The 14,168-nt window shown below is 59.7% G+C and carries 12 protein-coding genes and 1 pseudogene; 4 read left to right on the top strand and 9 right to left on the bottom strand.

What is annotated here, in order from left to right; all coding sequences use genetic code 11:
• The first annotated feature begins 7 nt into the window (after nt 1–7).
• Genes icmH through CNX70_RS13690 form a run of 3 tightly spaced genes read left to right on the top strand, consistent with a single transcriptional unit; the run spans nt 8 to nt 5,081 of the window.
• A complete protein-coding gene (gene icmH, locus CNX70_RS13700; RefSeq protein WP_096235127.1) occupies nt 8–787 on the top strand; it encodes a type IVB secretion system protein IcmH/DotU in 780 nt (259 codons plus the stop codon).
• Nucleotides 787–4,593 carry a type VI secretion system Vgr family protein gene (locus CNX70_RS13695; RefSeq protein ID WP_096235126.1) on the top strand — a complete coding sequence of 1,269 codons (3,807 nt, stop codon included), beginning with the start codon at nt 787–789 and terminating at the stop codon, nt 4,591–4,593. The genes icmH and CNX70_RS13695 overlap by 1 nt, the downstream gene beginning before the upstream one ends.
• 50 nt (nt 4,594–4,643) lie before the next feature.
• A complete protein-coding gene (locus CNX70_RS13690) occupies nt 4,644–5,081 on the top strand; it encodes a hypothetical protein (protein ID WP_096235125.1) in 438 nt (145 codons plus the stop codon).
• Nucleotides 5,082–5,213: 132 nt separating this feature from the next.
• Here the strand turns inward: CNX70_RS13690 and CNX70_RS13685 are convergent.
• From CNX70_RS13685 to CNX70_RS13665, 5 genes and pseudogenes are all read right to left on the bottom strand, one after another.
• Nucleotides 5,214–6,083, bottom strand: a pseudogene (locus tag CNX70_RS13685) (IS256 family transposase); the annotation flags it as partial.
• 133 nt (nt 6,084–6,216) lie between these two features.
• Nucleotides 6,217–7,827 (bottom strand): glutamine-hydrolyzing GMP synthase, encoded by a 1,611-nt coding sequence (gene guaA, locus CNX70_RS13680; RefSeq protein ID WP_071077664.1) that lies wholly within the window; start codon nt 7,825–7,827, stop codon nt 6,217–6,219.
• A gap of 66 nt (nt 7,828–7,893) precedes the next feature.
• The gene (guaB, locus tag CNX70_RS13675; protein ID WP_071077665.1) at nt 7,894–9,354 is read right to left on the bottom strand and encodes an IMP dehydrogenase; all 1,461 of its coding nucleotides are present in this window, start codon (nt 9,352–9,354) and stop codon (nt 7,894–7,896) included.
• Nucleotides 9,355–9,486: 132 nt separating this feature from the next.
• Entirely contained in the window at nt 9,487–9,783 is a 297-nt protein-coding gene (locus CNX70_RS13670; RefSeq protein WP_096235124.1) for an RnfH family protein, read from the bottom strand.
• Entirely contained in the window at nt 9,776–10,207 is a 432-nt protein-coding gene (locus tag CNX70_RS13665; protein ID WP_071077738.1) for a type II toxin-antitoxin system RatA family toxin, read from the bottom strand. Before CNX70_RS13665 ends, CNX70_RS13670 begins: the two co-directional genes overlap by 8 nt.
• 93 nt (nt 10,208–10,300) lie before the next feature.
• Between CNX70_RS13665 and smpB the strand changes: the two genes are divergently transcribed.
• Complete coding sequence (gene smpB / locus CNX70_RS13660; protein WP_034752217.1) at nt 10,301–10,750, top strand: SsrA-binding protein SmpB; 450 nt, start codon at nt 10,301–10,303, stop codon at nt 10,748–10,750.
• 320 nt (nt 10,751–11,070) lie between these two features.
• Here the strand turns inward: smpB and CNX70_RS13655 are convergent, their stop codons facing one another.
• From CNX70_RS13655 to CNX70_RS13640, 4 genes are all read right to left on the bottom strand, one after another.
• The gene (locus CNX70_RS13655) at nt 11,071–11,379 is read right to left on the bottom strand and encodes an H-NS histone family protein (RefSeq protein WP_071077739.1); all 309 of its coding nucleotides are present in this window, start codon (nt 11,377–11,379) and stop codon (nt 11,071–11,073) included.
• Between the two features lie 613 nt (nt 11,380–11,992).
• Nucleotides 11,993–12,937 (bottom strand): SPFH domain-containing protein, encoded by a 945-nt coding sequence (locus CNX70_RS13650; RefSeq protein ID WP_096235123.1) that lies wholly within the window; start codon nt 12,935–12,937, stop codon nt 11,993–11,995.
• 15 nt (nt 12,938–12,952) lie between these two features.
• Nucleotides 12,953–13,369 carry an NfeD family protein gene (locus CNX70_RS13645; RefSeq protein ID WP_096235122.1) on the bottom strand — a complete coding sequence of 139 codons (417 nt, stop codon included), beginning with the start codon at nt 13,367–13,369 and terminating at the stop codon, nt 12,953–12,955.
• Nucleotides 13,370–13,544: 175 nt separating this feature from the next.
• Nucleotides 13,545–14,042: a Dps family protein gene (locus tag CNX70_RS13640; RefSeq protein ID WP_071077742.1), complete on the bottom strand. Its 498-nt coding sequence runs from the start codon at nt 14,040–14,042 to the stop codon at nt 13,545–13,547.
• Nucleotides 14,043–14,168: the final 126 nt, after the last annotated feature.

Genomic DNA, 14,168 nt, shown 5'->3' with positions numbered 1-14,168 from the left:
ATAAACGATGAATGCAAACGCCCCCTCCCTGATGTCCGGCGGCTCCGCCGCTTACGCATCGAGCGTACCGGCCGGCCCGGGCACCGAACACACGCTGACGGATCTGATGTACGACGGTTTCTATGCGCTGTTCATGCTGAAGAACGGCAGCGGCCCGCAAGACAATGCCGACTTCATCAGAAAGATGACGCAGTTTCTCGACGAGTTTGGGCACGCGGCAAAAAAACATGCGGCTTCGGCCGATGATATCGATGCCGCCAAGTATGCATTTTGCGCGGCTGTCGACGAAATCATCCTGCGCTCGCCGTACGCCATCCGCGACGACTGGGCGCGCCGCCCGCTGCAACTGGTGCTGTTCGGCGACCAGCTGGCCGGCGAGAACTTCTTCATCCGTCTCGAAGCGCTGCGCGCGCGCGGCAGCGCCCACCTGCAGGCGCTGGAAGTGTTCCACATGTGCCTGCTGCTCGGCTTCCAGGGTCGGTACATCCTCGAAGGCTCGGAGAAACTGGCCTATCTGACGGCCCGCCTGGGTGACGAGATCGCCCAGATGAAGGGCAAGAAAGCCGGCTTTGCGCCACATGCGGAACGCCCCGATCAGATTGCGCACAAGTTGCGCAACGACGTGCCGCTGTGGGTGCTGTGCTCGGTATTCGCGTTGATCTGCGCACTGGGTTACCTGGGCCTGCGCACCATGCTGGCCAAAAACACCGAAAAGCAGATGAACGCCTACAGCGATATCGTCAAGCTGGCGCCGCGCACGGCCAACCTGACCATCACGTTGCCGTAATGAGCGGCCTGGCAACGACAGAAGCTGCCTTGGGGGTGTTCGGCACCGGCCTGTCGCAGCATGCGCGGCTGATCACGCTGGCCACGGCGCAGGCATCGAACCTGCCCGAATCGCTGATGGCCGAGCGGATGACGGGCCGCGAGGCGGTCAACGAGCTGTTCCGTTTCGAGGTCGATGCCTTGAGCACGGCGGCGGGCCTGGACCTTGCCAGCTTTCTCGGGGAAGAAATCACGCTCAAGCTGCTGCAGCCCGACGGCAGTTGGCGCGCTTGGCACGGACTGTGCACCGACTGCGCCTTTGCCGGCGCCGATGGCGGCGTGACGCGCTACCGCTTGCGCCTCGAACCCGCCCTGGCCTTGCTGGGCTTGCGCCGCGACAGCTATATCTTCCAGGACAAGAACGCGCGCGACCTCATCACGGAGCTGCTCGGTGACTATCCGCAGGTCCGTTTCGAATTCGATGTCAGCCAGGAACTGGCGCCTCGCCCCGTCTGGACCCAATACCGCGAAAGCGACCTGGCCTTCCTGACCCGCGTACTCGCCTTCGAAGGCCTGAGCTGGCGCTTCGAGCACGAGCAGGAGGATGGCGCGACGCAAGAAGGAGAACAACAGAACGCACAGCAGGCCAAGCACAAGCTGGTGATTTTCGACAGCAAGGCAGTCGCCCCGCCGACGCCAGGCATGGCTGGCCTGCGCTTTCACGGCGTGCGCGCCAGCGATACCGATGACGCCATCGACAGCTTCAGCGCGCGGCGCCAGGTGCGGCCCAACGCGGTCGGCATCAGCAGTTGGGACCCGCAGCAACTGGCGGCGCCGGCCGCCGAACACAGCTCGAGCCTGCAGGCGGGCGAGCTGCCGCCCTTGCCTCTGTACGATGGCTCCGGCGAACGGCGCTATGCCGACAGCACGGCGGCCGATCCGCACGGCCTGCGCATGCTGCAGGCGCTGGAACTGGAGAACAAGCAATTCACGGGCGGTGGCGCGGTGCGGCGCATGGCGGCCGGCCACGCCTTTAACCTGCTGCAGCACGAACACTATGCCGATGGCGCCAACCAGTTTACCGTGCTATGGGTCGAGCACGAGGCACGCAACAACCTGGGACCGGCCGGCGGCACACTGACGACGCTACTGTCGAAACTGTCGACAGTGGCCAGCCTGAGCGACGTCGCCAGCCTGCTCGATGGCCAGCTCGAGGCCGGCACCTACCGCAATACCTTTGCCTGCGCGCGGACCAGCGTGGCCATCGTGCCGCCCGCCACCGCCGGGCGCCAGGCCAACAGCGCGCTGGGGCCGCAAACGGCGCTGGTGGTCGGCCTGCCCGACAGCGTGGCGACCACCGTGCGCGATCATCAGGTACGCATCCAGTTCGCCTGGCAACGCGGCGGCGCCGCCAATCCGGGCGGCATGGCGCACAACACGGATCAACAGGGCAACGCGCCCGGCAATGAAGCGTCAGGCACCTGGGTGCGTGTGGCCGAAGCATTGGCCGGCCCGAACTGGGGTTCGCAATTTACGCCACGCATCGGCACCGAAGTGCTGCTCGACTTCATCGAAGGCGACATGGACCGTCCGCTGGTAGTGGCCCAGCTCTATACCGGCAGCGACACGCCACCCTATACGGCCGGCGTAGGTTCCGACGTCAATCACGCCGGCGTCATATCCGGCATCCACAGCCACAATTTCGATGGCGGCGGCTATAACCAGTGGGTCATCGACGATACGCCGGGCCAGTTGCGCACCCGCCTGGCGACGAGCAGCGCGGCGACGCAGCTGAACCTCGGTTACCTGGTACAGCAAGGCGCCAACACGGCCCAGCGCGGCAGTTATCGCGGCAGCGGCTTCGAGCTGCGCACCGATGCCTGGACCGTGCTGCGCGGCGGCGAAGGCGTGCTCATCTCGACCACCGCCCGCGCGCAGACTGGCGCAAGCGTTGCATCCACCCAGCTCGACACCACGGAAGCGTTGGGCCAGCTGAAAGGCGCGGCCGAACTGAACAAGTCGTTGGCCGAGGCCGCGCAGCAACAAAGCGCCCTGTTCAGCCAGGATACCAAACAGGCCCAGCTGGACCTGATCAAGCAGATCGATCCCCAGCAGGATGGCAAATACCGGGCCAGCGTGGGCGGGCAGGAGGCGCTGAAGGCCAGCGCAGGCGAGCGCAAGCTGGCCGCCGACCAGCCGGTGGAAAAATTCGGCCAGCCGCTGGTACTGATGGAAGCGCCTGCCAGCATCAACTGGGCCACGCCAGGCTCGACCGTACTATTTGCCGCCCAACAGCTGCAATGGACGACGCAATCGGACTTGCACATGACGGCCGGCCACACCTATTCGTCCGTGTCGGCCAGCGCACAGGGGCTGTTTACCCACGCCGGCGGCATCCAGGCGATTGCCGCCAACGGTCCCGTATCGCTGCAGGCGCATACGGGGCAACTGGAAATCCTGGCCGACAAGGCCATTACCGTGATCTCCGTCAACGACAGCATCGATATCAAGGCCAATCAGAAGATCATGCTGCAGGCCGGGCAATCGTCGATCACGCTTGAAGGCGGCAATATCACGTTTACGTGTCCCGGCAATTTCACGGTCAAGGGCGGCCAGCATATGTTCAACGGCGGCGCCAGCGCGGCGGGCGCGTTGCCGGCGCTGCCGGACACGCGTATCAAGCTGTTCGACGAAGGCTTCGTGCTGCGCGACCGCGATACCGGCGAACCGATGCCGCGCCAGCCTTACCGCATCAAGCGCGAAGATGGCAGCTATGAGAGCGGCATGACCGACGAAAAGGGCTTGACGCATGTGATTGCAGCAGCCGCCGCCGAGGCGCTGGTGATCGAGCTGCTGAAAACTGTAGTCGGCCAGGGTTCGGCATCGGCACCGGCATCCGCCCCCTCTTCAGCGCCGACGCCGGTGCCAGGTTCGCCAGGGCAGCCGGCAGCCCGGGCCAGCACCCCGCCGGAACCGAAATACAAGCCGGCAGGCGACTCCAGCACTACGCCGGTGGACAACAAGCGCCGCAAGGAAGTGCTGGTCAAGCTGCCGGCCTGCTGGATCGAGGACTACGAAAAGGAAATCGCCTGTCCCTCGTATGGCCGCTATGCGCAGCCTTACCAGCACGACGGCACGCCGCACAAATACAAGGACAAGATCTGGTTCAAGCTATATGTGCCATCAAAATCGGACGGTCCGGTGGTGGTGGAAGTGCGTTTCAAGGCCATCACGGTACTCGACGCCGCAGGACAGGCGCTGGAAGAGAGCGACAAGGGCACGGAATCGGCGGCGCTGCGCGTCAAGCAGCGCGCCAACGTGGTGGCGCTGGCGAAGAAAAACGCGACGGCCGGCATCGAAGGCAACTGGAACAACAAGTTCCGGCTTGAAATCAATGATCCGCAATGCGGACAAAAAGTGTTGCCCGTGATTTTCCGCGTCCTCTGGGTCGACGAGAATCAGCATTACACGCTGCAGATCCACAAGCGCTATGACCGCGAAAACGTTACCGGCGACGTGATGAACGTGTCGCTGGCAACGGCACTGACCACGTATGCGCATGAATTCGGGCATTGCGTGGGCATGCCCGACGAATACTCGTACACGGAGTTCGAAGAAACGGTACGCTATTTCAAGCCGGACGGCACGCTCGACGAGCCCATCGTTTGCCACGTCAACGGCACCTCGCCGGAAGACCTGACGCAATCGATCATGTCGTATGCAGAAGGCGCGCGGATCCTGAAACGCCACGGCTGGAATATCGCGATTGAAGCGCAGGAATTGCTGAGCAAAAAAATCGGCAGGAAAATACGATGCGATATTGTCTGACCCTGCTTATCTATGCCATGCTGATGGCACTACCATTGAAGGCAAACAACATGACGAGCACCCACGCGCCCCTCTCCATCTCCCTGCAATGCCTGGGCAACGCTGGCTGCGTCTATCAGCGCAAGCCGATCGACGTGCTGGTCACCATCCGCAACGATGGCAGCCGCGATATCGGTTTTCCGCTCGACTACCTGCGCAAGTCGGGCCCGATCGTCAAGTTCATCGATACCGATACCGGCGCCGTCACCTACGCCCGCCGTGGCCTGGCCAATCCGGCGCTGAAAACGCAATTCACCACGATTGCGCCAGGCGCCTCGATTTCCATGGAAATCGATGTGCATCCAACCGACATTGAAACGTTTCGCATCGAAAAAGTCGATATCAGCGTGGAGGTGATATTGAAGGGCAACATACGCATCGATGGCGAAGCGGAACTGCAGGACTACCAAGGCGGCGCGAAGATCCGCATCTTTGAAAAAGATGAGTAAGACTGTGCTGGCGCGGATGGTGCTGATCGGCGTGGCCCCACCGCAAGTGCGGCGGGTCAATTCACGGACGCGTTGTTGGGAGTGTCAGGATTTTTGTGTGTCCGGAGTCATTTAGCTAATTTCAATGCTTGGTCACAGGTGCGCCGTAAAGCGCTCGGCGAACAGAATGGCGAATTGGTTTTTCGCGGCACGCCAAGTGATGGCTGGCATTTTCCAATTTTTCGCGATGTTGCGCAAGGCTAGCCAGATCAGTTTTGTCGCCGCCTCGTCGTTAGGAAAGTGGCCACGATTCTTGATGACCTTACGCACTTGCATATTGAGGCTTTCGATGGCGTTGGTTGTGTACATAATCCGGCGCACTTCCATCGGATACGCGAAGAAGGGAATCACCTCTTGCCACTGGCGCCGCCAGATCGCGGTGATGGTCGGGTACTTCAGCCCCCAGGGGCCGCTGGCGAACGCCTCAAGGGCCCGCTGCGCCTCGTCCTCGGTGGTGGCGCGGTAGATGTTTTTCAGTTCGGCGGCGACCAGTTTGCGCTCTTTCCAGCCGACGAATTCCAGGCTGTTGCGGATCAGGTGCACGATGCAGGTCTGGACCTGCGCCTGCGGGAAAACAGCGTTGATGGCCTGCGGGAAGCCTTTCAGGCCGTCAACCACGGCGATCAGCACATCCTCGACGCCACGGTTTTTCAATTCGGTCATGACGCGCAGCCAGAACTTGGCACCCTCGGTCTGCTCGATCCAGATGCCCAAAATCTCCTTGGTGCCGTCGGCGCGCACGCCCAGCGCCAGATACACCGCCTTGTTCTTGACGGTGCCCTCGTCGCGTATCTTGACCCGCAGCGCGTCAAAGAAGACCAGTGGATACATGGGTTCGAGCGGCCGGTTCTGCCATTCGATGACCTCGTCCATCACCTCGCCAGTGATAGTGGAAATGAGATCGGGCGACACCTCCAGCCCGTACAGCTCGGTCATGCAGTTGCGCTTCACTTCGCTCACTGTGGTCAGCTCGCGGCGGGACTTTCACCCGCAAGAGTGCGCCCATGCTGGGCGCACAAAAGAAAAAGCCCCTGATAAATCAGGGGCTTGGTCTCATTCATCTATCCGGCTGTGCCAGAGGCCGCCGGACGGGAGATTATTCCCACTCGATGGTCGCCGGCGGCTTGCCCGAGATATCGTAGACGACGCGGTTGATGCCGCGCACTTCATTGATGATGCGGTTCGATACCTTGCCCAGCAGGCTGTGCGGCAGGTGCGCCCAGTGGGCCGTCATGAAGTCTTGCGTCTGCACGGCACGCAGGGCCACCACGTATTCGTAGGTGCGGCCATCGCCCATCACGCCCACCGATTTGACGGGCAGGAAGACGGCGAATGCCTGGCTGGTTGCTTCGTACCAGTTGGTCGGCACGCTGTCCTGATCGAAGCCAGGAACCACTACCGGCTCGTACGGCGTGTTGCGCAGTTCTTCGATGAAGATGGCGTCGGCGCGGCGCAGCAGGTCGGCGTAGTCTTTCTTGACTTCGCCGAGGATGCGCACGCCCAGGCCCGGGCCAGGGAACGGATGTCGGTACACCATGTCATGCGGCAAACCCAGGGCCACGCCCAGTTTGCGCACTTCGTCCTTGAACAGTTCGCGCAAGGGTTCCAGCAACTTGAGCTTCATGGTGTCCGGCAAGCCGCCCACGTTGTGGTGGCTCTTGATGGTCTGGCCTTTCTTGCCCTTGCCGGCCGATTCGATGACGTCCGGGTAAATCGTGCCTTGCGCCAGCCATTTGGCGTTGACCAGCTTGCCCGATTCGACCTGGAAGACTTCGACGAATTCGCGGCCGATGATCTTGCGCTTTTGCTCGGGGTCGGTGACACCGGCCAGGTGGCCCATGAACTGCTCTTCCGCATCGACGCGGATGACTTTCACGCCCAGGTTCTTGGCGAACATGTCCATCACCATCTTGCCTTCGTCCAGGCGCAGCAGGCCGTGGTCGACGAAGACGCAGGTCAGCTGGTCGCCGATGGCACGGTGGATCAGGGCAGCGGCCACGGAGGAATCGACGCCGCCGGACAGGCCCAGGATGACGTCGTCGGTACCGACTTGCGCGCGGATTTTTTCCACCGCTTCGCTGATGTAGTCGGGCATGTTCCAGTCCGATTTACAGCCGCAGATTTCATGCACGAAGCGGCCGATCATGGCCTTGCCCTGTACCGTGTGCGTCACTTCCGGGTGGAATTGCACACCGTAGAACTGGCGCTCTTCGTCAGCCATGGCGGCGATCGGGCAGCTCGGGGTGTTGCCCATCAGCTTGAAACCTGGCGGCATTTCCAGCACTTTGTCGCCGTGGCTCATCCACACTTTCAGCATGCCGTGGCCTTCGTCGGTGACGAAGTCGGCAATACCGTTGAGCAACTTGGTGTGGCTGCGGGCGCGCACTTCGGCGTAGCCGAATTCGCGTACCAGGCCGTTTTCCACCTTGCCGCCCAGTTGGGCCGCCATGGTTTGCATGCCATAGCAGATGCCCAGCACGGGCACGCCCAGCTCGAACACGGCTTGCGGCGCGCGCGGCGAATCGCCGTCCAGCGTGGAATTGTGGCTGCCCGACAGGATCACGCCGGCGGCGCCATAGTTGCGCACGAATTCGTCGCTGACGTCATACGGGAAGACTTCGGAAAACACGCCGGAATCGCGCACGCGGCGGGCGATCAACTGGGTGACTTGGGAACCGAAATCGAGAATGAGGATTTTAGAATGCATGATGGGGACTTTATCTGAGGTCATTACAAAACCGGCGCACTAGGCGCCGGTCTGGTCTGTCGCTAATTACTCTGAACGGTAGTTAGGTGCTTCTTTCGTGATCTGCACATCATGGACATGCGACTCGCGCATGCCGGCCGAGGTGATTTCCACGAATTCCGCTTTTTCGCGCAGTTCGTCGATGGTGGCGCAACCGCAGTAACCCATCGATTGACGCACGCCGCCCACCAGCTGGAAGATGATCGCCAGCACGCTGCCTTTGTAGGCCACGCGGCCTTCGATACCTTCCGGCACGAACTTGTCGGCCTTCATGGTGGCGTCCTGGAAATAACGGTCAGCCGAACCATCGGACATCGCGCCCAGCGAGCCCATGCCGCGGTACGACTTGTAGCTGCGGCCCTGATACAGGATCACTTCGCCTGGCGCTTCTTCCGTACCGGCAAACATGGAACCCATCATGACGGTCGACGCGCCAGCGGCCAGCGCTTTCGAGATGTCGCCCGAGAAGCGGATGCCGCCGTCGGCGATACATGGCACGCCCGTGCCTTCGAGTGCTTCGGCGACGTTCGAGATGGCCGTGATTTGCGGCACGCCCACACCGGCGACGATACGCGTGGTGCAGATCGAGCCAGGACCGATGCCGACCTTGACCGCATCGGCGCCGTATTCCACCAGCGCCTTGGCGGCGGCGGCGGTAGCGATGTTGCCACCAATTACTTCCACTTGCGGATACTTGGTCTTGATCCAGCGTACGCGGTCCAGGATGCCCTGCGAGTGGCCATGGGCCGTGTCGACCACCAGCACGTCGACGCCAGCAGCGACCAGCAGGTCGATGCGCTCTTCATCCTTGGCACCGACGCCGACGGCAGCGCCGACCAGCAGCTTGCCCTGGCTGTCTTTCGACGCGAACGGGTGGGAAGTCGATTTCTGGATATCCTTGACGGTGATCAGGCCGCGCAGCTCAAACGCGTCGTTAACCACCAGCACGCGCTCGAGGCGGTGCTTGTTCATCAGGCGCTTGGCTTCGGCCGTGTCAGCATCTTCATTGACGACGACGAGTTTTTCGCGCGGGGTCATCTTGGCGGAGGCTTCCGCGTCGAGTTCCTTTTCAAAGCGCAAATCGCGGTTGGTAATGATACCGACCACTTCCTTGCCCTTGACGACAGGGAAACCGCTGATGCCGTATTGTTCCGTCAGCGCGATCACGTCGCGGATTTTCATGTCCGGCGGAATCGTGATCGGATCGCGCAGCACGCCAGCTTCGAAACGTTTTACACGGGCCACTTCACGTGCCTGGTCCTTCGGATTCAAATTCTTGTGGATGATACCGATGCCGCCTTCCTGGGCCATCGCGATCGCCAGACGGGCTTCCGTCACCGTATCCATGGCTGCGGACAGCAAGGGAATATTCAGGGTGATATTGCGGGTCAGGCGAGTTTTGAGGGACGTATCGGCGGGCAGAACGTTGGAGTAGGCTGGGACGAGCAGCACGTCATCGAATGTGAGTGCTTTTTGAAGTAGACGCATAGCATTTCCTATTGGCGCAAAAGCAGATTATACAGAAAAAAGCGCCCTCCGTCCTTGCAGCATAGAAAAGATATTTGAACATAGCAAAAGATCGCGCTCGCCAGACGGCGGTCACGCCGCCGCCCTACCCGCTCAACCCGTCGCAGGCTTGCCGCTGGCACGGCGTCGGCGCGCCTCTTTCGGGTCGGCCTGCAAGGGGCGGTACACCTCCACCCGGTCATGCTGGTGCAAGACGGCATCGAGCGGCTTTCTCTTGCCATGGATACCCACCATATTAATGGCCAGGTCGATGCCAGGGACAGCCTGCAGCAAGCCGCTCTGCGCCAGCGCCTGCTCGATGGTGGTGCCTGCAGGCACGTTCAGGGAACGCAGGAAGCTGCTATCGGGCAAGGCGTAGCAAACTTGCACCTCGATGGTGGCCTCAGCCATATACGGTCTCCGCGCGCTTGCAGAAGGAGTCGACCATGCTGTTGGCGATCATGCCGAAGACGGGGCCGATGATCTGTTCGAGCACGCGGCTGGAAAACTCGTAGTGCAGGTCCAGTTCGATTTTGCAGGCATCTTCACGCAGGGCCTTGAAGGTCCACACGCCATCGAGGGTCTTGAAAGGACCGTCCACCAGCTTCATCTTGATGGAGGTCGGCGGCACGTTCTCGTTGGACGTGGTGAAGCTTTGGCGCACGCCGTGGTAATGTATGCCCACGCTGGCGACAACCGTGTTCTCGCCCCGCTCGCGAACCTCGACTGCACCGCACCAGGGCAGGAATTTGGGATAATCCTCCACCGCCGCCACCAGCGCGAACATTTGTTCGGCGCTATAGCCGAGAAAAACTGATTTATGTACTACTGCCATTGAAGAACCATTTGCTATGATGTTGGATACATTTGATTTGATCGCGCTTGCGCGAGACAGTAGTTTAACCGACCCGCGCACATTTACCATCTCATGACCATAGCAGACAACAGAAAAGCCTTCCACGACTACTTTATCGAGGATCGCTACGAAGCCGGCATCGTACTGGAAGGCTGGGAAGTCAAAGCCATCCGCGACGCCCGCGTACAAATCAAGGAAGCCTACGTCGTCGTCCGCGGCGATGAGCTGTTCCTGTTCGGCGCGCATATCAGCGCCCTGCCGACCGCCTCCACCCATATCCACCCGGAAGCCGTACGCACGCGCAAGCTGCTGCTGCACCGTACGGAAATGGATAAACTGATCGGCAAGGTGGAACGCTCCGGCTATACGCTGGTGCCGCTCAACCTGCATTACAAGGGTGGCCGCGTGAAATGCGAAATCGGCCTAGCCAAGGGCAAGAAGCAGCACGACAAGCGGGCAGCCGAGCGCGACCGCGACGGCGCGCGTGAAGTGCAGGCGGCGATGAAGTCGCACCGCCGCTGATCCGGCACTGCGCGCAGCGTGCTGCGAGCGTATCAACAAGCCCGGCTATATGCCGGGTTTTATTTTGCCACTATCTACAACAAATGGAAAAAAAATCGCGGCGTGGCAGGATTAAAACAGGGAGGGAATCAGATAAGGCGGGAAAAAAGACTGGCATTGATAAAAATACCATGGAGATAAGCCGAGGTAAATCAGCTTGACCGAGCTGGCCAACGAGAGAGAATCAACAAAGTTCCGGATGCTTGCATGCTGCCTTGTACTACACCTGTACCATTTCACAGGACAAGCATCCGAATGAACGGTTTTTTAAACCTTCAGAATTACACCTTCAGCAGATCGCGCGACTTACCCGAATCGGTCCACTCTTTGACCCATTTCGGTTGACGGCCACGGCCAGTCCATTGCTGCGTCGCATCATCCGGATTGCGATAGCGAACAGCAACCGTGCCCGTTTTAGCGCGAATCCCTGTACCAACCAGGTCTTTTACGGAAACGCCGACGCTCTGAGCAATCGCCAGGATTTGCTCGCGCGCTTTGGACAGATCATCCTGTTCGCGTTTCTTCATTTGCTTCTTGATGTCGTCCTGCAAGGTGCGCAGCTCGGACAGGGATAAGTTCGACAGATCCATGATATTTCCTTGTGTGAGTTGAAAAATATAACTGAACAGTTAAATTCTATCCAATTGTAACGTGACTGAGGTGTTTTTTCTTGAGATTTGGTGGTTTTTTACAATTCTTTTACCAAAACCCCTACTTCCCTGGCTTTCAAGCACTGCAAGCCTCCAATCACGGGGAGCGGGCATCGCGCATGGACTGTCTGCGCAAGCGCCATTGCCTTGTGCGGCTGCGATTCAATACAGCGCCATCGGCTGTATTTATTTTGCAGTACTTTCTGTTTCATTGCAATTTATAGTACTTATAAATTGCAATTCAAAATATACACGGACCCAATACTATCGCCAATCGTGCATCGCCTGCAACCGCTACCCGGCATCCTGCCGTGGCAGAGATTACGCCAACCAAAGAAATAAACGCCGCATGACAACACATAATCCTGAAAGTGCGCACAGCATAGCATGAAGAAAATATTTTCAACGTAATTCATTCAGCCGCCGATACTCCAGCCCTGCCGCCACATATTACAGGCGATACAAATGCAAACTGCCCGCTAGACAGCGGGCAGTATTGAAAAAACCTTGCTACAAGCTTGCTACTCACCCAGCAAGTCAGGTAATCAGGTAATCAGGGCATAGTCACGCTGCCTTTCGGCTTCTGCGTTTTCACCACCTGCATCGCCGTGGCGATCAAGCCACTGATATCACCCAGATTGGCCGGCACGATAATCGAGTTATTCGTTTTCGCCAATTGCGCGAACGCGCCCACATACTGTTCGGCGACTTTCAGGTTGACGGCGTCTTCACCGCCCGGCTCGCGGATGGCGGCGCCCACCTGGCGCAGCGCTTCGGCACTGGCTTGCGCCAGCGCGACGATGGCCGTAGCCTGGCCTTCGGCGCGGTTGATCGATGCCTGCTTCTCGCCTTCCGAGCGGGCGATGTTCGCTTCGCGCTCACCGCTGGCAATATTGATCTGCTCCTGCTTGCGTCCTTCCGAGGCGGCAATCAGTGCGCGCTTTTCGCGCTCGGCTGTAATCTGCGCCTGCATCGCATGCAGAATCTCCTTGGGCGGCGTCAAATCCTTGATTTCATAACGCAATACCTTGACACCCCAATTCGCCGCCGATTCATCGATCGCATTCACGATGGCCGTATTAATATGGTCGCGCTCTTCAAATGTCTTGTCGAGCTCCATTTTACCGATCACCGAACGCAAGGTCGTTTGCGCCAACTGCGTAATGGCGGCAATATAGTTCGACGAGCCATACGAAGCACGCATGGCGTCGGTAATCTGAAAATACAGAATACCATCGACCTGCAATTGCGTATTGTCACGCGTAATACATACCTGCGGCGGCACGTCGAGTGGAATTTCCTTGAGCACGTGCTTGTAAGCGATACGGTCGACGAAAGGCACCACGATATTCAAGCCAGGACCCAATACTGCGTGGAACTTGCCCAGGCGCTCCACCACCCAGGCATGCTGCTGCGGCACCACATTGACCGTCTTGAAGACAAATACCAATGCCAGCAATAACAAGATCAGCGACATGCTTCCGATGCTTACTTCCATAATCTACTCTCCAGGTTATCCAACAATCAAACGGCTGCCACGCACGGCACGTATGGTGTAATGACCGGCCTGCGTATCGCTGCCGGGAATCAGTTCCACATCCCACAAGGCGCCGCGATACATGACGCGCGCCGCGCCATCGACCCAATGCGCGACCGCCACGCTTTGGCCGATATCCAGGTTCACATTCGGATCCTGTGCCGCATCGCGCCGCCCCGCCCTGCCAAAACGGCTGCGCCGCAATAACAGCGTGGCCGCCACGCCGACTATGGCGGCTGTCATGGCCTGCCAGCTGCCATTGCCGCCCGCCAGCGCCACCAGTCCTCCAGCACCGATACCGATGGCGATCATCAGCAAATAAAACGTGCCCGTAAACAGTTCCAGGATCAATACCGCGCCAGCTGCCACGAACCAGCCTACCCATTCAGCCATGATGCCTCCACTCTTGTGATTCCAAAAATAAAAAACCCCGTAGCCTATATAAGCGACGGGGTTTAATGCGCTGTGCTGCCTGATATTCTTCTTGCCAAACACCTATATGCAAACAGTCTAACGCAATTCCTGATGGCGTCAATAGCCGAGGGCGAATTAGCCGCCGGCCCGGCCTTTATTCCTCGAGCAGGCTGCGCAGCATCCACGCCGTCTTTTCATGCAAATCGAGGCGTTGCGTGATCAGGTCGGCCGTCGGCTGGTCATTGGCTTTTTCCAGCAGCGGGAACAAGCGGCGCGCCGTGCGCGCGGTCGCTTCCTGTGCCGCCACCAGGTGGCTGACCATGTCCAGCGCCGGCGGTACGCCGTCGATTTCCTTGATCGAGGCCAGCTTGACGAATTCCTTGTAGGTACCCGGCGCCGGATAGCCGAGGGCGCGGATGCGCTCGGCGATCAGGTCCAGCGCGCCCCACTGCTCCGTGTATTGCGTCATGAACATCTGGTGCAGGGTGTTGAACATCGGTCCCTTGACGTTCCAGTGGAAATTGTGCGTCATCAGGTACAGGGTATAGCTGTCGGCCAGCAGGCCGGACAGGCCTTCCGCGATCTTCGCGCGGTCCGCCTCGGAAATGCCGATGTCGATCTTTGCAACTTTGCTCGGTTTCTTGCTTGCCATGAGAACTCCCGTTTCAATGTATTGGTGGAATCATTTTAGCTGATCTGGCGCAAGCCCATCGAATACTGCCGTGCGCCGCATGGCAGACGTAAAAAAACCCGCTGCCGGGTGAGGCAGCGGGTTTTC

This window comes from Janthinobacterium svalbardense (assembly GCF_002327145.1).
Lineage (GTDB): Bacteria > Pseudomonadota > Gammaproteobacteria > Burkholderiales > Burkholderiaceae_D > Janthinobacterium > Janthinobacterium tructae.
Note: the sequence above shows the minus strand (reverse complement) of the source record. Positions and strands in the feature narration are given on the sequence as shown.